23 protein-coding genes and 1 riboswitch are annotated in these 24759 nt (G+C 68.1%); of the genes, 7 read left to right on the plus strand and 16 right to left on the minus strand.

Features of this window, described 5'->3' with window-relative positions; genetic code table 11:
• Window positions 1-107 precede the first annotated feature (107 nt).
• Together WS66_RS09580 and WS66_RS33605 are read right to left on the minus strand one after the other, a co-directional pair.
• The gene (locus WS66_RS09580; RefSeq protein ID WP_059466554.1) at window positions 108-461 is read right to left on the minus strand and encodes a YciI family protein; all 354 of its coding nucleotides are present in this window, start codon (window positions 459-461) and stop codon (window positions 108-110) included.
• A 456-nt stretch (window positions 462-917) separates the two neighbouring features.
• On the minus strand, window positions 918-1127 hold the full coding sequence (locus WS66_RS33605) for a hypothetical protein (protein WP_159086535.1): 210 nt from the start codon (window positions 1125-1127) through the stop codon (window positions 918-920).
• Here WS66_RS33605 and WS66_RS09585 point away from each other — a divergent pair.
• The 3 genes from WS66_RS09585 (at window position 1126) to WS66_RS09595 (ending at window position 3432) form a co-directional block, all read left to right on the plus strand.
• The gene (locus WS66_RS09585; protein ID WP_059531622.1) at window positions 1126-1512 is read left to right on the plus strand and encodes a DUF883 family protein; all 387 of its coding nucleotides are present in this window, start codon (window positions 1126-1128) and stop codon (window positions 1510-1512) included. The two genes, WS66_RS33605 and WS66_RS09585, sit on opposite strands and share 2 nt — an antisense overlap.
• Before the next feature lie 51 nt (window positions 1513-1563).
• Complete coding sequence (locus WS66_RS09590) at window positions 1564-2148, plus strand: BPSL1445 family SYLF domain-containing lipoprotein (RefSeq protein WP_059601628.1); 585 nt, start codon at window positions 1564-1566, stop codon at window positions 2146-2148.
• A 231-nt stretch (window positions 2149-2379) separates the two neighbouring features.
• A complete protein-coding gene (locus WS66_RS09595; protein WP_059601625.1) occupies window positions 2380-3432 on the plus strand; it encodes an AI-2E family transporter in 1053 nt (350 codons plus the stop codon).
• Window positions 3433-3441: 9 nt separating this feature from the next.
• On the opposite strand, the gene WS66_RS09600 is transcribed toward WS66_RS09595, so the two are convergent.
• The 6 genes from WS66_RS09600 to WS66_RS09625 all read right to left on the minus strand — a co-directional run bounded on the left by WS66_RS09600 (window position 3442) and on the right by WS66_RS09625 (window position 9379).
• Window positions 3442-3945 (minus strand): hypothetical protein, encoded by a 504-nt coding sequence (locus tag WS66_RS09600; RefSeq protein WP_059601624.1) that lies wholly within the window; start codon window positions 3943-3945, stop codon window positions 3442-3444.
• 166 nt (window positions 3946-4111) lie between these two features.
• Complete coding sequence (locus WS66_RS09605) at window positions 4112-5128, minus strand: NADP-dependent oxidoreductase (protein WP_059601622.1); 1017 nt, start codon at window positions 5126-5128, stop codon at window positions 4112-4114.
• A gap of 34 nt (window positions 5129-5162) precedes the next feature.
• Window positions 5163-5951, minus strand: coding sequence for an SDR family oxidoreductase (locus tag WS66_RS09610; RefSeq protein ID WP_059601620.1), 789 nt, complete (start codon window positions 5949-5951; stop codon window positions 5163-5165).
• Window positions 5952-6384: 433 nt separating this feature from the next.
• Window positions 6385-6972: a phosphatase PAP2 family protein gene (locus tag WS66_RS09615; protein WP_059601618.1), complete on the minus strand. Its 588-nt coding sequence runs from the start codon at window positions 6970-6972 to the stop codon at window positions 6385-6387.
• A gap of 80 nt (window positions 6973-7052) precedes the next feature.
• The gene (locus tag WS66_RS09620) at window positions 7053-8369 is read right to left on the minus strand and encodes an Nramp family divalent metal transporter (RefSeq protein ID WP_059601616.1); all 1317 of its coding nucleotides are present in this window, start codon (window positions 8367-8369) and stop codon (window positions 7053-7055) included.
• Window positions 8318-9379, minus strand: a complete 1062-nt coding sequence (locus WS66_RS09625) for a helix-turn-helix domain-containing protein (protein ID WP_059601615.1) — start codon at window positions 9377-9379, stop codon at window positions 8318-8320. Before WS66_RS09625 ends, WS66_RS09620 begins: the two co-directional genes overlap by 52 nt.
• Window positions 9380-9846: 467 nt before the next feature.
• On the opposite strand from WS66_RS09625, the gene WS66_RS09635 reads away from it, so the two are divergent.
• Window positions 9847-10767 carry a LysR family transcriptional regulator gene (locus tag WS66_RS09635; RefSeq protein WP_059601611.1) on the plus strand — a complete coding sequence of 307 codons (921 nt, stop codon included), beginning with the start codon at window positions 9847-9849 and terminating at the stop codon, window positions 10765-10767.
• 118 nt (window positions 10768-10885) lie between these two features.
• Complete coding sequence (locus tag WS66_RS09640) at window positions 10886-11287, plus strand: OsmC family protein (RefSeq protein ID WP_059466564.1); 402 nt, start codon at window positions 10886-10888, stop codon at window positions 11285-11287.
• A gap of 101 nt (window positions 11288-11388) precedes the next feature.
• Here WS66_RS09640 and WS66_RS09645 read toward each other — a convergent pair whose 3' ends face one another.
• Window positions 11389-12270: a Dyp-type peroxidase gene (locus WS66_RS09645; RefSeq protein WP_059601609.1), complete on the minus strand. Its 882-nt coding sequence runs from the start codon at window positions 12268-12270 to the stop codon at window positions 11389-11391.
• 484 nt (window positions 12271-12754) lie between these two features.
• Here WS66_RS09645 and WS66_RS09655 point away from each other — a divergent pair, with 484 nt between their 5' ends.
• Window positions 12755-14617 (plus strand): ABC transporter ATP-binding protein, encoded by a 1863-nt coding sequence (locus tag WS66_RS09655; RefSeq protein WP_059601607.1) that lies wholly within the window; start codon window positions 12755-12757, stop codon window positions 14615-14617.
• 116 nt (window positions 14618-14733) lie between these two features.
• Window positions 14734-15447 carry a riboflavin synthase gene (locus tag WS66_RS09660; RefSeq protein ID WP_059601605.1) on the plus strand — a complete coding sequence of 238 codons (714 nt, stop codon included), beginning with the start codon at window positions 14734-14736 and terminating at the stop codon, window positions 15445-15447.
• An 87-nt stretch (window positions 15448-15534) separates the two neighbouring features.
• Here WS66_RS09660 and WS66_RS09665 read toward each other — a convergent pair whose 3' ends face one another.
• The 7 genes from WS66_RS09665 to WS66_RS09695 all read right to left on the minus strand — a co-directional run bounded on the left by WS66_RS09665 (window position 15535) and on the right by WS66_RS09695 (window position 24694).
• A complete protein-coding gene (locus tag WS66_RS09665; protein ID WP_059601603.1) occupies window positions 15535-16776 on the minus strand; it encodes a voltage-gated chloride channel family protein in 1242 nt (413 codons plus the stop codon).
• Between the two features lie 79 nt (window positions 16777-16855).
• Window positions 16856-16958: riboswitch (Fluoride riboswitch) on the minus strand.
• Between the two features lie 60 nt (window positions 16959-17018).
• Entirely contained in the window at window positions 17019-18038 is a 1020-nt protein-coding gene (locus WS66_RS09670; RefSeq protein ID WP_059601601.1) for a chemotaxis response regulator protein-glutamate methylesterase, read from the minus strand.
• Window positions 18035-20350, minus strand: a complete 2316-nt coding sequence (locus tag WS66_RS09675) for a hybrid sensor histidine kinase/response regulator (RefSeq protein ID WP_059601599.1) — start codon at window positions 20348-20350, stop codon at window positions 18035-18037. Before WS66_RS09675 ends, WS66_RS09670 begins: the two co-directional genes overlap by 4 nt.
• A complete protein-coding gene (locus WS66_RS09680; protein WP_059601596.1) occupies window positions 20347-21051 on the minus strand; it encodes a chemotaxis protein CheW in 705 nt (234 codons plus the stop codon). Before WS66_RS09680 ends, WS66_RS09675 begins: the two co-directional genes overlap by 4 nt.
• A 45-nt stretch (window positions 21052-21096) precedes the next feature.
• Complete coding sequence (locus tag WS66_RS09685) at window positions 21097-22512, minus strand: CheR family methyltransferase (RefSeq protein ID WP_059601594.1); 1416 nt, start codon at window positions 22510-22512, stop codon at window positions 21097-21099.
• On the minus strand, window positions 22509-23018 hold the full coding sequence (locus tag WS66_RS09690) for a chemotaxis protein CheW (protein WP_239007130.1): 510 nt from the start codon (window positions 23016-23018) through the stop codon (window positions 22509-22511). Before WS66_RS09690 ends, WS66_RS09685 begins: the two co-directional genes overlap by 4 nt.
• Window positions 23018-24694: a methyl-accepting chemotaxis protein gene (locus WS66_RS09695; RefSeq protein ID WP_059601590.1), complete on the minus strand. Its 1677-nt coding sequence runs from the start codon at window positions 24692-24694 to the stop codon at window positions 23018-23020. The genes WS66_RS09690 and WS66_RS09695 overlap by 1 nt, the downstream gene beginning before the upstream one ends.
• Window positions 24695-24759 lie beyond the last annotated feature (65 nt).

The following is a 24759-nucleotide window of genomic DNA, read 5'->3' on the forward strand; positions in this document are numbered from 1 at the left end:
CGGTGAAAAGGGCGTCCGCTCATCGGCGCCTTATCCGGACGACGGGCGGCAGACCGCAGGATCGACGTGCCGCGCGACGAATCAGGGTAAATACCGAGACGCAGCTGTCACAGGAAGCACGGGCCGACCGCGCGCACTTCGACCGTGCACCACTGCGCGGCCGGACACTGGCGCGCAATCTCGATCGCTTCGTCGCGCGTGTCGACGTCGACGATGAAGAAGCCGCCGACCATTTCCTTCGCCTCGGCAAACGGGCCGTCGACGAGGCGCGTCTCGCCTTCGCGCACCTGCACGCGCGTCGCGCGTTCGGAGCGCTCCAGCGACTCGACGCCGCGCAGCACGCCGCGCGCTTTCAGCGTCTCCGCGAAATCGACCATTCGCGCGTACAGCGCCTGCCCGTCTTCGAGCGTGCGTTCGGCGCGCTGGCCGGTCGGTTCGACAATCAACAGCATGTAGGACATGGAATTCTCCTGTGGGGGCCGTGCGCGCAAGCGTTCGGATCGCAGGCCGGAACGACGTGTCAGATGCGAAGCGTAGCAGCCTTGGCCGGCCCTGCCGTCATCGTTGGCCGTTCGGCACTGGCCTGATGGCCAATTCGATCACAACACGCGATGTTGCCGTCAGGATGCTTGCACGAACCTTCGAATTTTCTTCTCGTGGAGCGCGCCTTGTCACGCCTGCCGCCGCTCATGCTTGCCGCGTCGCTCGTCCTCTCCGCTGCGCGCGCTCGAATCCAGTCGTCATCGACCTGGCGCTCGACGACAGTGCCGCCTGAGCCGTCGCGGGCACAAACCCTGCTCCACGAAGAAATGGACGACTAGTGCAATTGCATGGGTCTGGCAGATGCAACGGCACTATTTACCTGACGCATCGCGCGACGCCATATTTACCGGACTTTCATGTCGCGCAACGGCTCGCTACGCCGTTTCGCCCGATGCGCGAAATTTTTTCAACCACCGCCCCGCCCAGTCGCGCGGGGCTTCCCGGGAAACTTGCCGACGAATTGAAAATTTGTCTCGAAACTCAATTGGCTGATGTGAATCACATTGGTTGCTGGGATTGGTCTTATCTTCAAATTGGCCTGCAAATCCGGCCAGCAAATCAAATCCAAGGAGGATAAACATCATGGCGCTCACTGACTCGATCGAACACAAGCTGGACCGCGGCCTGTCCGATATCCGTCGTACCGGCCGGCGCGTGGGACGCTCGGCGCGCTCGGCCGCCCGCGACCTGCATGCGGACGTATCGGACGATCTGCGCGGGCTGGTCGATGAACTGGAAGACCTGCTGAAGAACGACGGCGACGGCGATATCGCCGCGCTGCGCAAGCGCGTGCAGTCACGGCTCGACGAAGCGCGCAGCACGCTCGACTACGCGTCGGGCTCAGCGGCCGCCCGGCTGCGCGATTCGGCCGAGCGCGTGTCGCAAGCCGTACACGACAACCCGTGGCAGACGGCGGGCGTCGTCGCGGGCCTCGCGTTCGTCGCGGGCCTGCTGCTTGCCCGCCGTTGAACGGGGCTGGCCGCCCATCCGTTCTCAACCCGACAACGAAGGAGAAACGCCATGCAGAAGTCTCTCGCCCTGAAAGCCGCCGCCGCCGTCATGCTCGGCAGTCTCGCCCTTGCCGGTTGCACCACCACGCCCGACAAACCCGACAACGCATCGGCCAGCGCGTCGAAACGCGAGTCGATCGATGCGAGCGTGAACGCGACGCTGTCGCGCCTCTATTCGACGGTGCCGGGCTCGCGTGAGCTCGTTGCGAAATCGCGCGGCGTGCTCGTGTTCCCGAACGTGCTGCAGGCCGGCTTCATTGTCGGCGGCCAGTCCGGCAACGGTGCGCTGCGTGTCGGCGGCAGCACCGTCGGCTACTACAACACGTCGTCGCTGTCGGTGGGCCTGCAGGCCGGTGCGCAATCGAAGGCCATCGTGTTCCTGTTCATGACGCAGGATGCGCTCGACTCGTTCCGCAAGTCCGAAGGCTGGTCGGCCGGCGCCGACGCCTCCGTCGCGGTCGTGAAGGTCGGCGCGAACGGTGCGGTCGACTCCAATACGGCCACCGCTCCAGTCGAGGTGCTTATCCTGACCAACGCGGGCCTGATGGGCGACCTGTCGGTCAACGGCACCAAGATCACCCGGCTCCACATCTGACGCGTCGACACGGCCCCACGGCCGATTTGCTTCCCGGCGACGCCGCGACTCCGGTCGCGGCGTTTTCGCGTGCGCCGCGCGCGGCGGCTATGATGGCGGCACCTTTGCGGGCATACTGCCCATCGGGCCGCCCTGCGCGCGCTTCGCCGCGAACCCGTGACGTTCGCGAGCCGATCGCGCCCGAGGCAACGAGATTCAATCAAACCACGCATCAATCTGCGCGAACCATCCATGGAAAGCGGACACGATCACCAAAAATTCTTCTATTTCCTGCTGTTCGCGGTCACCGTCGGACTGTGCTGGATACTCGCGCCGTTCTCCGGCGCCGTCTTCTGGGGCACCATTCTCGCGATCCTGTTCCAGCCGGTGCAGCGCTGGCTTGCCGCGCGCTTCGGCAAGCGGCGCAACCTCGCCGCGCTCGTGACGATGTCGCTGATCATTCTGATCGTGATCCTGCCGCTCGTATTCGTCGCGGCGACGCTCGTGCAGGAAATCGCGTACGTGTACCAGGAGCTGAAGAGCGCGCAACCGAATTATTCGCAGTACTTCCATGACATCATTCACGCGCTGCCGACGTCGATTCAGAACCTGCTGCAGAAATACGGGCTGACCAACATCCCCGGCATCCAGAAGAAGCTGACCGACGGTGCCGCGCAGATCAGCCAGTTCGCGGCAACCCAGGCGCTCAGCATCGGCCAGAACACGTTCCAGTTCGTCGTCAGCTTCGGCGTGATGCTGTACATGGTGTTCTTCCTGCTGCGCGACGGCGGCGAGATCGGCCGCCGCGTGCGCCGCGCGATGCCGCTCGACGAAGAGCACAAGAACCTGCTGCTCGCGAAGTTCACGACGGTGGTACGCGCAACCGTGAAGGGCAACATCGCGGTCGCGCTCGTGCAGGGCGCGCTCGGCGGCCTGATTTTCTGGATCCTCGGGATCGAGGGCGTCGTGCTGTGGGGCGCGCTGATGGCGTTCCTGTCGCTGCTGCCGGCGATCGGCGCGAGCCTCGTGTGGGTGCCCGCCGCGCTCTACTTCCTCGCGATCGGCGCGATCTGGAAATGCGTGATCCTCGTCGCGTTCTGCGTCGGCGTGATCGGCCTCGTCGACAACCTGCTGCGCCCGATCCTCGTCGGCAAGGACACGAAGATGCCCGACTGGGTCGTGCTGATCTCGACGCTCGGCGGGATGGCGCTGTTCGGCATCAACGGCTTCGTGATCGGACCTCTCGTCGCTGCGCTGTTCATGGCGAGCTGGGATATTTACGCGCGTGCCGAACAGGACGAATGACGCAACGCGTCACGGATGTCGAATCCTGATCACGACGGGCGCCACGGCGCCCGTTTCCATGTCCGGCCCCGCGACCGTCAGCACGCCGCCATACGGGCCGACACGATACGCGCGCCCCGAATCCAGCGGCACGATTCGATCGTCGCGCGCATCGCGCCATGTCGCGCGAACCTCCGCTCCCGCGGGCCGCGAAAGCGGCTGGCCATCCAGTTCCACGAGCGCCACATGCGCGCCGGGCAGGCGCCGGCCATGCGCATCGAACCGGAGTGTCGCCGCGGTCGCACTGCTTGACGCCCCGATCGACGGCGCGTCGAATCTCACGTCGTACAGATCGACGAGCGCACCGCTGAATCGCACGATGCCGTTCGCGTGCACCGGCTCAGCCGCACCCGCGCCCGACATCGCGAATGCGATGCCGAACCCGGCTGCGACGCTCCGCAGTCTGGCGTCGATGCACCGCTTCGTTCGATCGCGCACCGCCGCCGGTGCTGCCTGCCCCGTCTTCGTTTGCATGTTTCGCCTCCCGCTTTGCCGTGCAAATGAAAAACGGCGGCGTGACGCGCATGTCACGCCGCCGTTTGCTGGCAATCACTTTAAGGAGAGCGGCCGGAACGATATATGGGATACGTCCTAAATTGATCCCGGACTATGCAGACTCAACCCGCGTCAGCGCGGCAGCTCATGCGTCCGGATCGACGCGCAGCACGAGCTTGCCGCGATGGTCGCCGTCGAACAGGCGATTCAGCACGTCGGGCGCATTCTCGAGCCCGTCGGCGACGGTTTCCTCGGCCTTGAGCCGGCCGTCGCGCAGCCATCCGGCGAGCGTCTGCACGGCTTCGCGGCTCTTGCGGTAGTCGAGGATCAGGAAGCCGCGCATCGTGATCCGCTTCGAGATCAGCACGCCGACGTCGTCCGCTGCGCGGCCGCTGTTGTAGTTCGAGATCACGCCGCACAGCGCCACGCGCCCGCCGATCACCATCCGCGACAGCACCGCGCGCATCACCTCGCCGCCGACGTTCTCGAAGTTCACATGCACGCCGTCCGGCGTCGCTGCCTTGAGCTGCTGACGAAAATCGTCGGCCTTGTAGTCGACGGCCGCGTCGAAGCCGAGCGTCTCGGTCAGGTAGCGGCACTTGTCCGCGCCGCCCGCGATCCCCACCACGCGCGCGCCGTGGATCTTGCCGATCTGGCCGGCGATCGAACCGACCGAGCCGGCCGCCGCCGACACGACGAGCGTCTCGCCGGGCTGCACCGGCGCAATGTCGGTCAGCCCGTAATACGCAGTCAGGCCGCTCATCCCGCACGCGCCGAGCAGCGTCGGCAGCGGCAGGCCCGACTGCGCGGGCAGCTTCACGAGCTGCGCGGCCTGGTCGGCCGGCACGACCGCATAGTCCTGCCAGCCGACCAGCCCCTGTACGAGATCGCCTGGCGCGAAACCCGCATGGCGCGATGCGACCACGCGCCCGATGCCGAGCGCGCGCATCACTTCGCCGATCGCGACGGGCGGCAGGTATTGCGGCACGTCGCTCATCCATACGCGGTTGGTCGGATCCATCGACAGATACAGCACACGCACGAGCACTTCGCCGTCGGCGAGCGCCGGCACCGGCGTTTCGACGAGCGAAAAGTGTTCGCGGCCGACCCGCCCTTCCGGGCGCGTCTTCAGAAGCAGCTGGCGGTTCACGGGTGTCGACATGATGTTCTCCTCCGGTTGTTGTCGTCGATGCGCGTCAGACCGCGCACATGCCGCCGTCGATCACGAGTTCGGCGGCCGTCACGAAGCGGCTTTCGTCGGATGCCAGATAGACGGCCGCATGCGCGACGTCGTCCGGATCGCCGAGCCGGCGCAGTGGAATGCCGCGTGCGAGCTTGCGCGTCGCATCGCGTTCGCCGAGCGACTGGAACAGCGGCTCGACGATGCCCGTGCGAATGAATGCCGGGTGAATCGAGTTGCAGCGCACGTCGAGCTCGCGGCGCGCGCAGTCGATCGCGACCGACTTCGTCAGCGACGCGACCGCGGCCTTCGACGCGTTGTACGCCGTGAAATCCGGCTCGACCTTGAACGCGGCCACCGACGAGATGTTGATGATCGACGCAGGACGGCTTGCGCCCAGGTACGGCAGCGCGTGCTTGCAGCCGAGCACGATGCTCTCGACGTTGATCGCCATCACGCGCCGCCATTCGTCGAGCTGGAGCTGCGCGGGCGCGCCGATCGACCCGACGCCGGCATTGTTGACGAGCACCGACACCCCGCCCATCGCTGCGTTCGCCTGCGCGAGCAGCGCCTGCCAGCGCGCCTCGTCGCGCACGTCCTGGGTGGCCGCGAACGCGACCGGCGCCGCGTGCCCCGCGTTGAGTTCATGCACGAACGCGTCGAGCACCGCCGCGTCGGCGATGTCGGTCAGGAACACGCGCGCGCCCTGCTCGACCATCCGGCGCGCGATCGCGCGGCCAAGGCCACCGGCGGCACCAGTGATGTACGCGCACTTGCCTGCGAGGCGCGGGGAAACGACTGTCATGGAACCTGCTCCTATCGTGAATCGTCGAGGCGGACCGGTGCCGCGACGGCGGTTGCCGTGCGCCGGCCGACCGCCGCATGGTTTGCGCGAGTATAGCGAGCCGGCCGCACCGCGCCGGACAAATCGGGCAAGCCGCCGCTGCGGCCACGATCGAACGAACGCCAGCGTACGCGATTGCCGGCGATCGATGAAATGAATATTCGTAATGCCCGGTCATAGACACGGTTCATGACCTTCGTATCTCCGGGCGACGGGACGAGCCTGTGCCGCGCGCCGGAATCACCGCGAATATCGATTCAATGAAGGCAGAACGCCGGATTTTGACAATGACGAGGAAAGAACGGGATGAGAGTCGGAGGTGCCGCCACCGCGGGTGACCACCTCACCTGACACCGTGACACCGGGGGCGCTGACGCCCCGGAAAGAACGGCCATCAGGACCCGTTGCCGGACGTGCGCATGAATGCGCAGAACTGCGGGGAATGCGTATCGATCATCTGCTGGAACGGCGCGCGATTCCCGTACGCGATGCCGGACACGAGGAGCAGGCAGACGGCTGCGATGCGCGGCGAGAGCGAGCGCTTGTGCGACCGGTCGTAGATCCGCAGGAACACCAGCGCGACCAGCGCGCCGAGCAGCCAGCCGACGACGACTTCGGGAATCGTGTGCGAATGGTCGAAGACGCGCGCGACGGCCGTCACCGCGCCGACGGCGAGGCCCGCCGCCACACCCGGCACCTTGCCGGCACGGAAGGCCTGCCACAGCATCGACAGCGCGACGGTCCACACGGACGTCGACAGCATCGTATGGCCGCTGATCACGCGGAAGTCGAACTGCGGAATTTCGACACCGCAGCCCGCATAGAGAATCTTGGTCGCCCCGACCAGGCTCATGCCGGCCGCGAGCAGCACGATCCAGCGCACCGCGAGCCGCCAGTCGGACAACGCGAGCCAGACCGCGCAGGTCAGCGCGACCGGCAGGGTCAGCGCGGCGTCGCCGATGTTGCTGATTTCACTCCACATAACGGACGTCGAACGGCTGGCAAAACGCGCAGTTTAACGCACGCGCGCCACGCGCCTGTTTCAGCCTGTGACAGGCTGTATCAAGCCGCGACACCCGTAATCAACAGCAGGTTCGTGCCGGTGATGACGGCGAACAGCGTCCACGCTGCAACCTGCATCCTGCGGCCGATCGCATGCTCGCCCATCGTGTCGCGATCGCTCACCGAGCGGATCAGCGGCCACATCGCGAACGGCAACTGCAGGCTCAACAGCACCTGGCTCCAGACGAGCAGTTGCCCGACCGAATTCTCGCCGAGCCACAGCACGCCGATCAGCGCGGGCATCAGCGCGAGCCCGCGCGTGATCAGCCGGCGCTGGTAGCACGGGATTTTCGTGTGCAGGAAGCCGTCCATGATCACCTGGCCGGCGATCGTGCCGGTCAGCGTCGAGCTTTGCCCCGACGCGAGCAGCGCGATGCCGAACAGCAGCGCGGCCGCGCCGCCCGCGATCGGCGTGATCAGCCGGTACGCCTGTTCGATGTCGGTCACGTCGTGCTGGCCGGTCGCATGGAACGCCGCACCCGCGACGACCAGGATCGCCGCATTGACGAGCATCGCGACGAACAGCGACACGCAGGTGTCGATCCGCACCAGCGCGAGCGTGTCGCGGATCAGGCCGCGCGCGCCGCCGACGACATGACGCGTCTGCACGACCGACGAATGCAGATACAGGTTGTGCGGCATGATCGTCGCGCCGACGATGCCGAGCGCGAGCACGATCGCGTCCTTGCGGTCATGGCCCGGATCGCCCGGCACGAGCCCCGCCGCGACCGCATGCCAGTCGGGAGGCGTGATCGCGACCTGCGCGACGAAGCAGAACGCCATCGTCGCGATCAGCCCGAGCACGATCGCCTCGATCTGCCGGACGCCCTTGCCCTGCAGCCCGAGGACGATCACCGTGTCGAGCGCGGTGAGCACGATTCCCCACGCGAGCGGTACGCCGAGCAGCAGCTTGAACGCGAGCGCGCAGCCGAGCACTTCGGCGATGTCGCACGCGATGATCGACACCTCGGCGGTCACCCACTGCACGATGCGGCCGAAGCGGCCATAGCGGTCGTAGCTGGCCTGCGCGAGATCCTTGCCCGCGACGAGGCCGAGCCGCGCGGCGAGCATCTGCAGAAAGATCGCGGCGAGGCTCGAGAACGCCACGACCCACAGCAGCGAATAGCCGAATTGCGAGCCGGCCTGAATGTCGGTGGCCCAGTTGCCGGGATCCATGTAGCCGATCGCGACCAGCAGGCCCGGGCCGAAGAAGCGCTTGAGCTTCATCCAGCGCGACGCGCCGGCGTCGATCGTGATGCTGCCCTTTACTTCCGACGGGCAGAAGGGGGCGGTGGCGGTAGTGGGGAGCAAGGGCATGGAAACCGGGGATCGTGATCGCGACACGGTGATTTTACGGTCATCCGCCCCGTTTTCTCCCGCGCATCGACACGCGCGCCCCGGCTCGCCCGCTCGCCGCCGGATTTCGCGGGCCGCGGCACGAGTTGCGGATCGGCCGGGCCGGCGCCGTTCGTCAGGATCCGCTCGCGCTCGGCAACGCGAAATTCGGTCGGCGACACCTGCAGGCGCTGGCGAAACAGCTTCGCCAGACGCTCGCCGCTGCCGAAGCCCGTGCGCCGCGCGACCTTGTCGGCCGGCAGCGTCGTGTGGATCAGCATGTGGCATGCGCGCTCGAGCCGCACGTGCTGCACGAACTCGGTCGGCGTCACGCCGATTTCCTTCTTGAAGCGCCGCAGGAAATTGCGCTCGCTCATCGCGGCTGTCTGGGCGACTTCCGCGATCGAAATGCGGTTCGCGCTCTGCGCGCGCAGCCGTTGCGCCGACATCCTGATCGACGGGCTCGCGCTCAGCTCGCGAAACGCCCACATCGACTGCGCGTAGCGCTGCTCGACCGGCCGCATCAGGTTGCTGGCGATCTCCTGCGCGGCGCTGTCGCCGAGATCGGCGCGGAACATGTCGAGCACGGCCGCGAACACGTCGGCCTCGCCTGCCTGCAGTTCGATCGTGGCCGCCGCGCCGCGCGCGCGACCGGTTCGCGCGCGACCGGCATCCGTCTGCCGCTGCGACGCCGCGAGCGTCGACAGGTCCATCGCATCGACGATCCATCGCGCATGCCGGCGGATGTCGCTCAGGCGACGCCGCAATGCATCGTTCCAGTTGATCGACGCGCGGTCGCCATGAAGATGAATGAACGCGAGTGCACGAGGGCCGTGCTCGTCGCCGAGCGGATCGGCGGCGATCTGCACGCCCGACGACGACTGCAGCAACCCCCCGCTTTCCGATACGTACTTCAACTCGTAATCCGCACTGAACGCGTGCAGGCGATTCGCCAGGTTGAAGGCCTCGCCAAGGCGCGCGGCCTGCGCCAAGGAAAACCCCGTACTCAAATAGATTACGACCCACCTCTGATCTGCTGCTTCCACTGCCAAGCCCCCGGACTTTTTCGACTTCTTGTAATACCGTCGAACTGTCAGGCTTATATTTGGTTTGAACTCGTGCGACAGCGACGGCTATTTCGAAATATGAAGCGACGGCATCTTAGCCGAACGGGTCGTGTCTTTGGCATGAAATGGCAGACCGGGACAGTATGATGGCGGATTTCAACAGGCTGTCGCCGACCGCTGGTGCGGCCGCGCGCAAATGCGCATGCCGATGGGCAGGCTCGCATCGTGCGCATGATTCGCGTCGCGCATCGGATGCGCGCACGCACGTATCGGCTCGATCGTCATCGACACGCATCGAACGGCATCGATCGTCGCTCTGATGCACGCACCCGCGTTCCGTTGTTCGCGCATCCCGTAGAATCGCTCCACCGTCCACCACGCCGACTTCGTCCGTGCCCGCCGATCATCGTCTCGACCTGAACCTGTTCCGCGTGCTCGATGCCGTCTACGTGCACGGCGGCATCGGCGCGGCCGCCCGTGCGCTGCACCTGACGCAGCCGGCAGTCACGCATGCGCTCAACCGTCTGCGCACGCATTTCGACGACCCGCTGTTCGTCCGCCAGGGCAACCGCGTCGTGCCGACCGAGCGCACGCGCACGATCATCGCGGACGTGCAGCTTCACCTCGCCGGCCTGCAACGCGCCGTGCGCGCCCCGTCGGCATTCGACCCGGCGACGCTCGACCTGAGCATCGCGGTCGGCATTCGCGACGTGCTCGAATCGATCGCGCTGCCGCAGATCGTCGCCGCGTTCGCCGACGAAGCGCCGGGCCTGCGATTCGTGAGCCGCCGCATCGCGGTGCACGACATCGAACGCGAACTCGCGTCAGGCAATCTCGATCTGGTCGTCGATCGACGCGTGCAGACCGGTCCGCGCATCGCGACCGAACATCTGCTCGACGATTCGCTCGTCGTCGCGATGCGGCACGATCATCCGTTGACCGGCGGTCCGCTGCGGCGCGGCGACTATTTCGCCGCAGGGCATGTCGCGGTGTCGTCGCTCGGCGAACCGCAATCGCTCGACGTGCTGCTCGGCAACGACGGACGCCTCCGTCACATCCAGCTCGTCTGCCAGCATTACTTCGCCGCCTGCCAGATCGCCGCGACGGGCGACCTGCTGCTGACGCTGCCGCGCACGTATGCGCTGCGCATGGCGGCGATGCTGCCGATCGCCGTGCAGCCGCTGCCGCTGCGGCTCAAGCCGTTTCCGCTGCTCGCGTACTGGCACGAGTCGCGCGAAACCGACCGCGCGCACCAGTGGGTGCGCGAACGCGTCGCCATGCTCGTGCGCCGCAGTGCCGGCGTCGCCGGCTGATCCTGGCGAGCCCCGCCGACGCGCACAGCGCCCACGATTTTCCGCGAGACGGTATGCTGGCGGCTCGTACGCCGCATCGTCGCGGCCGCCTCTTTCCCTGCTTGCCGGAGTTCTTGCCATGCCGCTCATCCATGCTGCCGCCACCCTCGCCGCCGACGCACCCGACTACGTCGTCCAGCTGCAGGCCGGCACGCACGCGCTGACCGGCGACGAAGCGCCGCGCGAAGGCGGACAGGGCCTCGGGCCGGCGCCGTTCGAGTTCGTGCTGGCCGGCCTCGCGCAATGCACGGCCGCGACGCTGCGCATGTACATGCAGCGCAAGACGTGGCCGGCCGTGCGCATCGACGTGCGCACCGAACTGCACGCCGATCGCGAAGGGCAGCAATACGTGCGCCGCGTCGTGACGCTCGACGGCCCGCTCGACGATGCGCAGCGCCAGCGGCTTGCGGAAATCTGCGAGAAGACGCCGGTGACGCTGTTCATCAAGCGCGGCACGCGCATCGAAACGACGCTGAACTGACGGGACGACGCACCGCGCCGCACACGATCGATACGCAACAAGTGAAACGGGCGGGCCGCGCATGATGCGCGGCCCGCCCGTTTGCGAATGTCGTCCGGCGTTTACAGTCCGAGCGCGGACAGGTCCAGCTTGCCGTCCTTCACCGGCGGGCACCAGAAATACGCGCCCGTCAGCGGTCGCGTGAAACGGAACAGGCCGTCGACGATGCCGTCGTCCGCGCCGCTCATCCGGCGCATCTGCACGTCGAACGCGCGGAACGAACGGCCGAACGCGACGAAGTAGAGCCCCGCGCGGCGCGCGTCGGACCACGGCGACGAACGACGCAGCATGAACGCCTCCGGCTCGAAGCTCTCCTGCGCGGTGCGCTTCACGTGCGCGAACTCGGGCGCATCGTCGAGTTCCTCGTTGTCCGAGCGGCGGCGACCGATGATGTGATCCATGTCGCCGGACGCAATGCGCTCCATCTGGTCGAAGTCGTGCAGCCATTGCTGAACCGCGACGAAGCTCGAACCGTCGAGACCCGCGCCCTGCCCCGTGACGATCGCCGCGGCCAGCGCGTCGTCGCCGCTCGGGTTCTCGGTGCCGTCCTCATAACCCGACAGGTCGCGATCGTTCGAATAGCGGAACCCGTCGACCGCGTCCTGCAGCGCGAACGCCGGCGCAAGCGCCCGTTCGATCGTCCGCGCACGCAGCACGAGCTCGCCGCGATCGTCGCCGCGCAGCCAGACCCAGACGTCGGCCGGCGTGATCGGCAGCGTGCGATCGTTCACCGCGAACGCCGGATATTCGGTGAGGCCCGGGACCGAACGCCCGAGGTGTGCGGCCAGCGCCTGTCCGAAGCCCGCGACCGTGTCGCGCCCGTCGACGAGCTCGCGCAAAGCCCTCAGCGCCGCTGCCACGTTGCCGTTGTTCGAAATCGTGAAAGTGAGGTATCGGGCCGCCGTGTCGATCGGAGCCAGGATGCCTTGCTGAACGTCGCTCATCGTTTCCTCAGGAATGTATCGGGGTGAATCCGCGGGGCCGCAGCGGCCGGCGCGCAACGGCAAAGTGTAATCGATGCGGCTCGCCGACCCGTGCGGCACCGCACCGCGGAATCCGCATGAAAAAGGGCCGAAACCCTGAATACTAACCGTATCGACGCTGCAACGCGGCATTCGTCAGACGTTGCGGCGACTCCGGCACTGCTGATAAAATCCCTTCACGTCTTTTCGGCGTCCTTTCAACCGTTCACTTCAGGGAGGTGCAGATGTTCCGAATGCCAGCAGCCTTCCCGAACGTGGTCCCACGGCGCGGCTGATCCAGCCCGTCGTCCGCGCCGGCTCCCGAGTGCTCCGCTAACTCGACGGCCCGCGCATTTTCCGACAGTCCGTTTCGTTTCGCCCGCGTCGTCCGCGCGGCCGGACTGTTGCGTTTTCGACGTTCTCCGAACCGGAAAGTCCCGTCGCGCGATGCGCCGGGCAACGATACATGACCAGAAAAACCACCCATCAGGGCGGCCAGGCATTCCAGGCCGTCTTCGGCTTCACGTTCCGCTACTGGCGCAAGCAGCCGGTACGCATCGCGACGATCACGACCTTGGCGCTGCTCGGCGCGCTTGCCGACGTGCTCACGCCGCTGTTCGCCGGGCGCCTCGTCGATGCGCTGTCGATCGGCCTGACCGACCGCGCCGCCGCGTGGCATTCGGCCGTCGTCGCGTTCGGCACGCTCGCCGCGCTCGGCATCGGCGCGACGCTGCTGCGGCAGGGCGTCTATCTGAACATCATTACGCTTACGCTGAAGATGATGAGCGAGATCGCCGCCGCGTCATTCCATCGCGTGCAGCGTTTCTCGACCGACTGGCACGCGAACAGCTTCGCGGGGTCGACCGTGCGCAAGATCACGCGCGGGATCTGGGCGCTCGACCTGTTGAACGACACCGTGCTGATCGCACTGCTGCCGTCGGTCACGATGCTCGTCGGGGCGACGGTGCTGCTCGGCACGCACTGGCCGGTGATGGGGTTCGTCGTCGGCGCGGGTTCGCTGCTGTACATCTCGGTGACGGTCACCGTGTCGCTCGGCATCGTCGCGCCGGCCGCGCGGCTCGGCAACATGTGGGACACGCGCATGGGCGGCGCACTCGCGGACGCGGTGAGTTGCAACGCGGTCGTCAAGGCGTTCGGCGCGGAAACGCGCGAGGAAGCGCGGCTCGCGCGCGTGATCGGCAAGTGGCGCCAGCGCACGCGCCGCACGTGGGTACGCGGCACGCTCAACGGCGGGCTGCAGGGTGCGATGCTCGTCGCGATGCAGGCGGCGATGATCGGCGTCGCGCTGCGGCTGTGGGCGAACGACGAAGCGAGCGTCGGCGACATCGCGTTCTCGCTGACGATGTTCTTCATGCTTCAGGGCTACCTGCGCGACGTCGGCATGCACATCCGCAACCTGCAGCGCTCGGTCAACGACATGGAAGAGCTCGTCGCGCTCGAGCGCCAGCCGCTCGGCATCGACGATCGTCCCGGCGCGCCGGCGATCCGGATCGGGCAAGGCGAGATCCGCTTCGAGCACGTGACGTTCCGTTACGGCAACCATCCCGTGCCGCTGTACGACGACTTCTCGATGCGCATCGCGCCCGGCGAGCGTGTCGGCCTCGTCGGCCATTCCGGGTCGGGCAAGACGACGTTCATCAAGCTGATCCAGCGTCTGTACGACGTGTCGGGCGGCCGCATCACGATCGACGGCCAGGATATCGCGCAGGTGCGGCAGGATTCGCTGCGCAGCCAGATCGCGATCGTCCAGCAGGAGCCCGTGCTGTTCCACCGCACGCTGGCGGAGAACATCGCGTATGCGCGCCCCGACGCGAGCCGTGCGGAGATCGAACGCGCCGCGCGTCTCGCCAGCGCGCACGACTTCATCGTCGCGCTGCCGGACGGCTATGACACGCTCGTCGGCGAGCGCGGGATCAAGCTGTCCGGCGGCGAACGCCAGCGCGTCGCGATCGCGCGCGCGTTCCTCGCGGATGCACCGATCCTGATCCTCGACGAAGCGACGTCGAGCCTCGACAGCGAAAGCGAGGTGCTGATCCAGCAGGCGATGGAGCGGCTGATGGTCGGCCGCACGACGCTCGTCGTCGCGCACCGGCTGTCGACGGTGCGCTCGCTCGACCGCCTGCTCGTGCTCGATCGCGGCAAGGTGATCGAGGAAGGCAACCACGACGCGCTGATCCGCATCGACGGCGGGATTTATCGCCGGTTGTTCGAGCGGCAGGCGCTGGAGCTGGCGAAGGGCCTGATCGATTCGCCGCCGCGCGCGGTCGACGGCGATGCCGGCCCGCGGGGGCAGCCGGCGGAGGCTTGATGGCAACCCGGTTGCGGCCGGACGTGCGGTGCACTGCCACCGCGCTTCCGGCCCCGACGCCACCCTCCGCGATCACTTATCATACCGGCCAGGCAATTTGCGACCAAAGGCGGATCATGTTTACAGGCATTGTTCAGGGTGTTGGCGTCATCAAGGCCATCAAGGATCACGGCGAACTGAGAACGTTCAGCATCGAATTCCCCGAGCGGTTCACCACCGACATCGAGATCGGCGCGAGCGTCTCGGTCGACGGCGTCTGCCTGACGGTGACGACCATCCACTCGCCGCTGCTGATCGACTTCGACGTGATGTTGCCAAGCCTGAGAATCACCACGCTGGCCGACCTGACGACCGGCGCCCGGGTCAACGTGGAACGGGCCGCGAAGGACGGCGCGGAAATCGGCGGGCATCCGCTGTCCGGTCACGTCGACTTCATGGGGACCATCCTGCATATCGCGTCGTCCGAACACAACCGGATGATCCGCATCGGCGTGCCGGCCGATTTCAAACGCTATGTGTTCGCGAAGGGCTATATCGCGATCAACGGCTGCAGCCTCACCGTATCGGACGTCAATCGCGACGAAGGCTGGTTCGAAGTCTGGCTGATTCCCGAAACGCGACGCGCGACCACCTTCGACGCCAAAGGCGTCAACGACAAGGTCAATATCGAGATCGAGCGCAGCACCCAGGTCGTCGTGGATACGATCCGAGAGTCGGTCAAGGAAACGCTCGGGGAACTGACCGGTGTCGTGACGACCTTGCTCGCGGAGAAAGGCATCGACATCGAGGAACTGCTCGCGCGCAACGTCGCGAAACTGCCGAAGGCGTGACGGACGTCCCCCGTTCCCGGTGATCGGCGCGATCACCGGGTGTCCGTTTCCGTCGACACACCGAGGTCGGCCGCCCCGCCCGCGCCGTCAGTCCGCCTCCACCCGCGCCCCCTTCCCCACCGCCACCCGCTGCGATCGATAAATCCCCGCGTGTCCGGAAAACAGATAGGCGACCACGCAGGCGACGATCGCATAGACGCCGATATCCGCGCCGAACAGTTCGATCGCCATGATCGTCGACGCGACCGGCGTGTTGGCCGCGCCTGCGAACACCGCGACGAAGCCGAGCCCCGCGAGCACCGGCACCGGCAGCGCGAGCACCTGGCCGAGCGCGTTGCCGAGCGTCGCGCCGATATAGAACAGCGGCGTCACTTCGCCGCCCTTGAATCCCGACGCGAGCGTGACGACGGTAAACGCGAACTTGCCCGCGAAATCGTAAGCCGGCAGCGGCCCCTGAAACGCGGCCTCGATCGTCGGGATCCCGAGCCCGAGATACTGCGGCACCTTCAGCACGGTGGCGGCCACCGCCACCAGCGCGCCGCCGAGCACCGGCTGCAGCGGCGCGTAGCGCACGACGCGGCGAAACCATGCGCTCAGCGCATGCGTCGCGAACGCGAACAGCCGGCCGACGACGCCGAACGCGACACCCGCGACGACCGTCGCGATCAACCCCGAGGCCGACACGGCCGGCACGAACGGAATCGCATAAACGGTGTGATGCACGCCCCACGCGCGACACACGATGTCCGCGACGATCGCCGACGCGACGCAGGTCAGCAGCGCGTCGTACCGCACGCGGCCGATCGCGAGCACCTCGAGCCCGAACACGGCGCCCGCGAGCGGCGTGCCGAATACCGACGAGAACCCGGCCGCGATGCCGCCCATCAGCAGCACGCGCCGGTGCTCGCGATCGAGCCGGAACAGGTGCGTGACGCGATCGGCGAGCGCGCCGCCCATCTGCACGGCCGTGCCCTCGCGGCCCGCCGACCCGCCGAACAGGTGCGTGACGACGGTCGCGACGAGCACGAGCGGCGCCATCCGCTTCGGCACGAGCGCTTTCGGGTCGTGAATTTCGTCGATCAGCAGGTTGTTGCCGCGCGCGACCGACTGGCCGAACCGGTGGTAGACCCAGCCGGTCGCGAAACCGGCTGCCGGCAGTCCCCACAACAGCCACGGATGCGCGACACGCGTGCCGGTCGCCCACTCGAGCGCGATCAGGAACCACGCGGAAGCCGTGCCGGCCAGCGCACCAAGCAGGGCGGAGAGCGCGAGCCAGCGGCACACGTAGCGCACGGTCGCGAAAAAATCGGCAGAAGTCGAGAAAAACATGATTTCCAGATTCGACGGGACATCAAAACCTGGGCGGCAGAATACCGCAAGGACGGCCTGCGACCTCCTGACGACCCAGGAACACGCAGGCATCATCAGCCGGGTCACCGGCGGTTGAGGGCCGAGCCGCGCGCGACGCGCCGGGATCGACCGCAGGGAGGCATGCCATCTCCGCAGGCGGCAATTGTACGCGACGCCGCGCGGCGCGCGCAATGCAGCCCCGCCGGGGCCGCCGCGCGCCGTCAGTCGCGCGGCATGCGCGTCACGCGCGAGATCAACTGCGGCGCGATTCGCTCGAGCGGCAGGATCGCCGATGCGGCACCGATCGCCGCGGCCGCCTTCGGCATCCCGTAGACGGCGCTCGTCGCCTCGTCCTGCGCGATCGTGTAGCAACCCTTCGCGCGCATCGCCTTCAGCCCCAGCGCCCCGTCGCGGCCCATTCCGGTCAGCAGCACGCCGAGCGCGTCGCCCTGCCAGCCGTCGGCGACGCTGTTGAAGAACACGTCGATCGACGGCCGGTACGGCGTCTCGGCCGGATGCCGCGTATAGCCGAGCACGCCGCGCGGCGACATGTACAGGTGATCGTTGGTCGCCGCGAGCAGCACCTCGCCCGCCCGCGGCACACTGCCCTCCCCCGCGACACGCACGGGCAACTGCGTATAGCCGTCGAGCCACTCCGCCATGCCGACCGCGAACGCCTGGTCGACGTGCTGCACGATCACGAGTGCAGCCGGAAAATCGGCCGGCAGCGCGCGCAGCAGCGCGGTAAGCGCGGTCGGCCCGCCCGCCGACGCGCCGATCGCGACGAGCGTCGGCAAGCGGCGCGTGGGGGCCGGGCCGGGCGGCACGAGCGTCACGGTCCGGCTTTCGAGCAGCCGGCCGATCTGGTCGATCTTCGCGAGCAGCGCCTGCGGCGACGCGTCGGTCGACAGCCCGAGCGCGAGCGTCGGCGTGTCGACCGCATCGAGCGCGCCGGCACCCATCGCCTCGTAGACCGACGACGTGTTCGCGCTGACGCTGACCGTCACGATCAGGATCGCGCACGGCGCGCGCGCCATGATCTGCCGTGTCGCCTCCACGCCGTCGACCTTCGGCATCACGAGATCCATCAGCACGAGATCGGGCGGATGGGCAATGCAGAAATCCACGGCCTCGTCGCCGTCGGTCGCGACCCACAGCACGCGGTGGTCCGTGCGCAGCGCGAGCACGCGGCGCAGCGCCTCGACGGCCAGAGGCAGATCGTTGACGATGCCGATGTTCATCCGCGTGCGTCCCCGATCAGGTCGTGCACCGCATCGAGCAGCGCCTCGTCGTGGAAACTGCTCTTCGCGAGGTAGTAATCGGCGCCGGCATCGAGCCCGCGCCGGCGATCCTCGTCGCGATCCTTGTACGACACGATCATCACCGGCACGCGCTTGAGCATCGGGTCGTTCTTGATCAGCGTGACGAGTTCGATGCCGTCCATGCGCGGCATGTCGACGTCGGTGACGACGAGATCGAACGCGTCGCTGCGCACCGCGTTCCAGCCCTCCATCCCGTCGACCGCGACCGTCACGTCGTAGCCGCGCTTTTCCAGCAGCTTGCGCTCGAGCTCGCGCACCGTCAGCGAATCGTCGACGACGAGCACGCGGCGGCGGCGATCGACGAGCGCGAGTTGCGGATCACGCGTGAGCCGCGCGAGCTGCCCGCCACGCACGAGCTTGTCGACCGAGCGGATCAGGTCCTCGACGTCGACGATCAGCACCGGGTCGCCGTTCTCGAGCAGCGCGCCGGCCGCGATGTTCTGGATCTTGTGCAGGCGGCTGTCGAGCGGCTGCACGACGAGCATCCGCTCCCCGAGGAAGCGGTCGACCGCGACGCCATACAGCTCGGGTTCCCCGCCGACGACCACGACCGCCGTGCTCGTGCGGGCGACGTCGGGCTCGCCCGCGTCGAGCAACTGGTGTGCGGCGACGAGGCCTGCGCGCCGGCCATCGAACGGGAAATGCGGCTGCCCTTCGAGCACGTCGATATCGTCGTGCGCGAGTTCGAGCGTGCGGCGCACGTGCGCAAGCGGAAACGCGTACGGCTCGCCGCCGACCTCGACCAGCAGGCTGCGGATCACCGACAGCGTGAGCGGCAGCTGCAGCACGAAGCGCATGCCCGCGCCAGGCTCGTTGAAGATGCGCACCGCGCCGCGCACGCCGCGCACCATTTCCTGCACGGCGTCGAGGCCGACGCCGCGCCCCGACACGTCGGTCACCGCATCGCGCATCGAGAAGCCCGGCAGCAGCAGGAATTCGAGCAGTTCGGGATCGGACAGCCGCGCGGCCGTCTCGTCGTCGGTCAGGCGCTGGCGCACGACCGCCGCGCGCAACGCGTCCATGTCCACGCCCGGCCCGTCGTCGATCACGCTGACGAGCAGCGAGCCGGCGCTGTGGCGCGCCTCCAGGGTGACGCTCGCCTCGGCCGCCTTGCCGCGCGCCCGACGCGCGTCGGGCGATTCGACGCCGTGATCGATCGCGTTGCGCAGCAGGTGGCCGAGCGGCGCGTCGAGCAGGTCGAGGATGTCGCGATCGACCTGCGTGCCTTCGCCGACGATCGAGAAACGCACCTGCTTGCCGAGCGAGCGCGCGAGATCGCGCACGATGCGCGGATACGCGCGCGTCGCGTCGCCGAACGGCCGCATCCGGCACTGCAGCGCCTCGTCGTACAGCTGCTCGGCGATGTGCGTGCTGCGCCGCTCGAAGCGATCGAATTCGTCCATGCGCTCGGCGAGCGAGCGCTGCAGGTCGTTGAGCATGTGCCGCACTTCGTTCACCGACGCGAGCACGCCCGCGTCGAGATCGTCGGCAAACTGTTCGTACAACAGATCGAGCGACCGGGCCGCATCGCGCTGCGCACGCTTCACGCGCAGCATCGACTCCGCGAACGGCTTGAGCCAGCGCGATTCGACGAGCGACTCGCCGGACAGGCTCAGCAGCCGGTTCAGCGTATCGGCCCGCACGCGGCGCATTGCACCCGCGCCGGCCGCGCGGCCCGCCTGGACCGGATCGGGCACGGCCGCCGACACCGCGAGCGGCGGCACCGCGGCGCCGGCCCCAACGGATTCGTTCGCGGCGCCGTCGTGCTCGCGAAGCGGCACGACGAACGGCGGTGCCGGCGGCGGCGCGAACGCCGGGGCCGAGGCCGGCATCGCGTGCGCGCCGTCGGCACCTGTCAGCGCCAGCGCGAACGCCTCGATCTCGGTCGACGACACGGGCTGCGCCTCCGGATCGGCGACGCGCACCAGCAGGTCGACGCCGGCGAGCAGCACATCGATGTGCGTGGCCGTCAGCGCGATCGTGCCGGCCTGCGCGGCGACGAAGCATTCTTCCATGCGCCCCGCGATGTCGACACCGAGCGGCACGCCGACGATGCGTGCGGCACCCTTCAGCGAATGCGCGGCGCGCATGCACGCCTCGAGCGCGACGGAGTCGGGCTCGCCCGATTCGAGCGCGAGCAGGCGTTCCGACAGCGCCTGGGTCTGCGTGCGCGTCTCCTCGCGATACAGCTCGAGCAGCGACAGGTGGCTCAGATCGTCATCGCCGCTCATCGCATGCTCCGTGTCACGGCGTCGAACAGCCGATCGTCGTCGAGCAGGCCTACCGACTTGCCACGCCACGACAGCACGCCGCGCGACAGGCCGGCGCTCGCGCGCCCGACCGTCGCCGGCACCGGCACCCATTCGGATGCGCCGAAGCGCAGCACGCCCTCGACTTCGTCGACCGGAAACACGACCGGCTCGCCCTGGTGCGCGGCGACCAGCAGCCGCGTGAAACGGCCGTCGCCACCGCCGTTGCCCCCCTTGCCCGCGTCGAGGCCGAGCAGCGCGCCGATCGAGATCGCGATGCGCAGCGTGCCGCGAATGTTGACCACGCCGCGCACGGCCGAATGCCGGCGATACGGCAGCGAATGGATCGGGCGCGTGCCGGCGATCTCGCGCAGCACGCCAATCGGCAGCGCGAGCCATTCGTCGGCGACGCGAAACACCAGCGCCGCCTGGCATGTATCGTCTTTGCCGTGCGCGCGGGTCGCGTCGAACGCGCTGATCCGCTGCGTGGCGTCGGCCATCTCGGCGATGGCGAGCGGGCGTTCGAGCAGCTTCGCCGCGTGATACGCGTAGACCGGACAGTTCAGGCAGCGCAGGCAGTCGGCCAGCCGCTCGCACGAGCGATCGCCGCGTGTGCCAATCCGGTTCCAGCAATCGTCGACGCCGATGGTGGTGTCGTCAGTGGCAACGGCGTCGCGGTTCATTCTTTCCTCGGTCATCCCGATGTCGGCTCCCAACCCGTATTCTCGTTATCCGGCCGAGCGCCGCGCACGCTCGAGCAGCCATCGCGCGCCGGCGCCGTCGCCGCCGACGTCGAGCAAGGTCGCGAGATGCGTCAGCGCTTCGTGGTGCGTCGGCCGCAGATACAGCGCCTTCCGGTAGAAGTCGCCCGCTTCCGCGACGCGCCCGCGCGCATCCGCGATCAGCCCGTTCAGGTAGAACGCGTCGGCGTGCGGCCCGGCGTGCGCGGAGAACTGCGCGAGCACGCGCTCGGCCTCGTCGAATGCGCCCGCATTGGCCAGCGCCTGCGCTTCCTCGAGCGTCGGTGCGGCGCTGTCGGCGACCGGCGCCCCCTTCGCGGGCATCTCGGCCACGTTGGCCACATGGGCCGGCGAGTCGACGCGCCAGTCGGCCCGCGGCTCGGGCGCCGTCGGGCGCTCGGCCGGCGTGAACGCGGCGCGCGACGGCGCGGCATCGCTCCACGTCGGCGGCACGACGGCCAGCAGCGGGCGCGTCGCGGCCGGCGGCACCACAGCGAAGCGCTCGCCGCGCCGGTACGGCGCGATCGCGGGCATCGGTGCCGCATAGCCGTCCGCCGCGGCACCACCGCACGCGCGATGAAACGCGAACGCCAGCGGCACGCGCGCCGAGCGCATCCCGTGCCGCATCGCGACGCCCGTTTCGGCGGGGCCGACGAACAGCATGCCGTCGTCGGCGAGCGAGCTTTCGAGCGAATCGATCACGCGGTCCTGGGCGTCGCGGTCGAAATAGATCAGCACGTTGCGGCAGAAGACGAAGTCGTAGCGGATGCCCGTGTCGAAGCCCGGCTCGACCAGATTCGCCTGGCGAAACTGCACGCACGCGCGCACGCGCTCGTCGAGCAGCCAGCCGTCGGCGACCGGCGTGAAGTAGCGGCTGCGGAACTCGGTCGTCGTGCCGCGAAACGCATTGCGCCCGTAGCAGCCGAGCCGCGCCTGTTCGATCGCGCGCGCGCTCAGGTCGATCGCGTCGATCGTGAAGCTGGCCGGATCGAGCCCGGCGTCGAGCAGCGCCATCGCCGCCGAATACGGCTCCTCGCCGGTCGAGCACGGCGCGCTCAGCACGCGGATCACGCGCCCGGGCATCGCGGCAAGCCGCTCGGCCGCGAGCCGCGCGAGCGTCGCGAACGCCTCGCGATCGCGGAAGAACCACGTCTCCGGCACGATGAACAGTTCGATCAGCGCGCGCCGCTCGTCGGCCGACGCGTTGAGCTGCTGCCAGTAGGCGTCGAGCGCTTCCGGCGTGACGGGCGGCCGCGCCGCCGACGGCAGCCGCTCGCCGTCGCCCTGCAGCGCCTGCACGCGCTCCGTCAGCGCGCGGCTCAGGAAATCGTTGCCGAGCGAATCGGGGTCGATGCCGGTCTCGCGCAGCAGCCAGCCGCGAAATCGCGAATCGGACTCTTTCATGCGGATGCCCCTCCGTGGCCCGGCAGGTCGTCGAACAGATACAGGCGCGCCACGTCGTCGATCAGGTCGGACACCGAGACCTGCTGCACGATCCCGTCGGGCGTGTTCGCGACGCGCCCGAGCCAGCGCGTGCGCGCGGTCGATACGCCACTGGCGCGGAACGCGGTGCGGTCGATCCGCAGCGTCTGCGTCGCGCGTTCGACGATCAGGCCGATCACGCGATCGCGGTCGAGCTGCCCGACACGATAGCGAGCCATCACCAGCCGCGTCGAGCGCAGCGCATGCGCGCGCCGTCCGAGCGCCAGCATCGGCACGTCGATCACGGGCACGGGCTGACCACCGCGCATCAGCAACCCGGCAATCCATTCGGGCGCGCCGGGTACGGCCTTGGTGGTCGCAAGCGGCAGCACCTCGTCGATGTCGGCGGCATCGAGCGCATAGCGCTCGCCGTCGAGCTCGAACATCAGGAACAGCGCGTGCGCGCCGCCGTGCGCCTCGGCGCGCATCACGCGTCGACCTTGAAGCGCGACACGCTGGTGCGCAACTGGTTCGCGACGAGCGTCAGGTCGTCGATCGCCTGCGACGACTGGCGCAGCGATTCGGCCGTCTGCTGCGCGGCTTCCGACAGTTGCGACAGCGCCTGCGTGATCTGCTCGGCACCGTTCGCCTGGGTCTGCATCCCTTCGTTGACCATCTGGAAGCGCGGTGCGAGCGTCTGCACCTCGGCGATGATCTGCGACAGCTGCCCGCCGACCTGCTGCACGTCGAGCATCCCGCGGCGCACTTCCTCCGAAAACTTGTCCATCCCCATCACGCCCGCCGACACGGCCGACTGGATCTCCTTCACCGTCTGCTCGATGTCGTACGTCGCCACCGCCGTCTGGTCGGCGAGGCGGCGGATCTCGGTCGCGACGACCGCGAAGCCGCGGCCGTACTCGCCGGCCTTCTCGGCCTCGATCGCCGCGTTCAGCGACAGCAGGTTGGTCTGGTCGGCCACCTTGGTGATCGTCGCGACGACCTGGTTGATGTTCAGCGCCTTCTCGTTGAGGATCGCGAGCTTCGCGTTCACCGAACCGGCCGCGTCCATCACGCTGCGCATCGTCTCGCCCATCCGCGTGAGGCCGCTCTGGCTCACGCCCGCGAGCGTCGCCGACTGCTCGGCCACGCCGGCCACCTCGTTCATCGTGCGCAGCAGGTCGCGCGACGTCGCGAAGATCTCGCGCGAGGTCGCACCGATCTCGGTCGTCGTCGCCGCGGTCTCGTTCGCGGTCGCCTGCTGCTCGCGCGACGTCGCCGCGATTTCGGCGACCGACGTCGTCACCTGAAGCGACGACTGCTGCGCGCGCGCGACCAGCTCGGTCAGCTCGTCGGCCATCCGGTTGAAGCCCGACTCGAGCGTGCCGAACTCATCGCGGCGGCGCAGGTCGAGGCGGCGCGTCAGGTTGCCGGTGCGCATCACGTCGTGCACCTCGACGAGCCGCGCCATCGGCACGGTGACGGAACGGTACAGCCCGTAGCCCAGCCCCAGCGCGGACAGCAGCACGATCGCCAGCGCGGTCGCGAGGACGATCTCGGTGTCCTGCCCGGATTGGCGGATCAATTTCGCGGACTGGTCGGCGAACTTGCGGTTTTCCTGCACCAGGATATTCGCGTTGCGCACGACCTCGGCCCACGCAGGCTGCACCTTCGCATAAGCGGCGACGGCCTCCTCGCGCGACACGCGGCTCTTCTGCACCGCGTCGTTCAGCAGCGGCAGATAGCGGTCGAAGGCGCCGCGAAACGCCGCGAAGCGCTGGCGGTCGTCATCGCGGAACGTCGTGTTCTGGTAATCGACCGACAGCGACTCGACCTCCTTGAGCGTCTCGCCGATCCTCGCGAAATCACGCTGCACGAGTTCGGGATCGGTATCGACGAACGTCGCCTGCTGCAGCATCGCGAACGATTCATTGACCGTCCCGCGCAGCGACGCCGCCAGATACACGCCCGGCAGCGAGTCGTGTTCGATGCTGACGGCCTCGGCGTTGATCGCGCGCAGGCGCTCGTAGGACACGCCGGCCGTCACCAGCATCAGCACGAACAGCACGCCGAAGCTGAACAGGATACGGTTGCCGAGCGTCAGCCGGGCGGCGCCGATCGTCGGGTGCAGGCTTTCATTGGTCGCGCGGGGCGTCACGGTGGCCATGTTCGTTATGGGCTTTCTAGAATCAGCGTTGAAAAAACCGCGCCCGCCCGCGCGCCGGACGGCGC

The organism is Burkholderia sp. LA-2-3-30-S1-D2 (assembly GCF_001523915.2).
Lineage (GTDB): Bacteria > Pseudomonadota > Gammaproteobacteria > Burkholderiales > Burkholderiaceae > Burkholderia > Burkholderia diffusa.

Excerpts from the sequence above, each read along its gene's own strand:
- WS66_RS09580 (WP_059466554.1), bottom strand. The coding sequence starts at position 461 with ATGTCCTACATGCTGTTGATTGTCGAACCGACCGGCCAGCGCGCCGAA.
- WS66_RS09585 (WP_059531622.1), top strand. The coding sequence starts at position 1,126 with ATGGCGCTCACTGACTCGATCGAACACAAGCTGGACCGCGGCCTGTCC.
- WS66_RS33605 (WP_159086535.1), bottom strand. The coding sequence starts at position 1,127 with ATGATGTTTATCCTCCTTGGATTTGATTTGCTGGCCGGATTTGCAGGC.
- WS66_RS09590 (WP_059601628.1), top strand. The coding sequence starts at position 1,564 with ATGCAGAAGTCTCTCGCCCTGAAAGCCGCCGCCGCCGTCATGCTCGGC.
- WS66_RS09595 (WP_059601625.1), top strand. The coding sequence starts at position 2,380 with ATGGAAAGCGGACACGATCACCAAAAATTCTTCTATTTCCTGCTGTTC.
- WS66_RS09600 (WP_059601624.1), bottom strand. The coding sequence starts at position 3,945 with ATGCAAACGAAGACGGGGCAGGCAGCACCGGCGGCGGTGCGCGATCGA.
- WS66_RS09605 (WP_059601622.1), bottom strand. The coding sequence starts at position 5,128 with ATGTCGACACCCGTGAACCGCCAGCTGCTTCTGAAGACGCGCCCGGAA.
- WS66_RS09610 (WP_059601620.1), bottom strand. The coding sequence starts at position 5,951 with ATGACAGTCGTTTCCCCGCGCCTCGCAGGCAAGTGCGCGTACATCACT.
- WS66_RS09615 (WP_059601618.1), bottom strand. The coding sequence starts at position 6,972 with ATGTGGAGTGAAATCAGCAACATCGGCGACGCCGCGCTGACCCTGCCG.
- WS66_RS09620 (WP_059601616.1), bottom strand. The coding sequence starts at position 8,369 with ATGCCCTTGCTCCCCACTACCGCCACCGCCCCCTTCTGCCCGTCGGAA.
- WS66_RS09640 (WP_059466564.1), top strand. The coding sequence starts at position 10,886 with ATGCCGCTCATCCATGCTGCCGCCACCCTCGCCGCCGACGCACCCGAC.
- WS66_RS09645 (WP_059601609.1), bottom strand. The coding sequence starts at position 12,270 with ATGAGCGACGTTCAGCAAGGCATCCTGGCTCCGATCGACACGGCGGCC.
- WS66_RS09655 (WP_059601607.1), top strand. The coding sequence starts at position 12,755 with ATGACCAGAAAAACCACCCATCAGGGCGGCCAGGCATTCCAGGCCGTC.
- WS66_RS09660 (WP_059601605.1), top strand. The coding sequence starts at position 14,734 with ATGTTTACAGGCATTGTTCAGGGTGTTGGCGTCATCAAGGCCATCAAG.
- WS66_RS09665 (WP_059601603.1), bottom strand. The coding sequence starts at position 16,776 with ATGTTTTTCTCGACTTCTGCCGATTTTTTCGCGACCGTGCGCTACGTG.
- WS66_RS09670 (WP_059601601.1), bottom strand. The coding sequence starts at position 18,038 with ATGAACATCGGCATCGTCAACGATCTGCCTCTGGCCGTCGAGGCGCTG.
- WS66_RS09675 (WP_059601599.1), bottom strand. The coding sequence starts at position 20,350 with ATGAGCGGCGATGACGATCTGAGCCACCTGTCGCTGCTCGAGCTGTAT.
- WS66_RS09680 (WP_059601596.1), bottom strand. The coding sequence starts at position 21,051 with ATGAACCGCGACGCCGTTGCCACTGACGACACCACCATCGGCGTCGAC.
- WS66_RS09685 (WP_059601594.1), bottom strand. The coding sequence starts at position 22,512 with ATGAAAGAGTCCGATTCGCGATTTCGCGGCTGGCTGCTGCGCGAGACC.
- WS66_RS09690 (WP_239007130.1), bottom strand. The coding sequence starts at position 23,018 with ATGCGCGCCGAGGCGCACGGCGGCGCGCACGCGCTGTTCCTGATGTTC.
- WS66_RS09695 (WP_059601590.1), bottom strand. The coding sequence starts at position 24,694 with ATGGCCACCGTGACGCCCCGCGCGACCAATGAAAGCCTGCACCCGACG.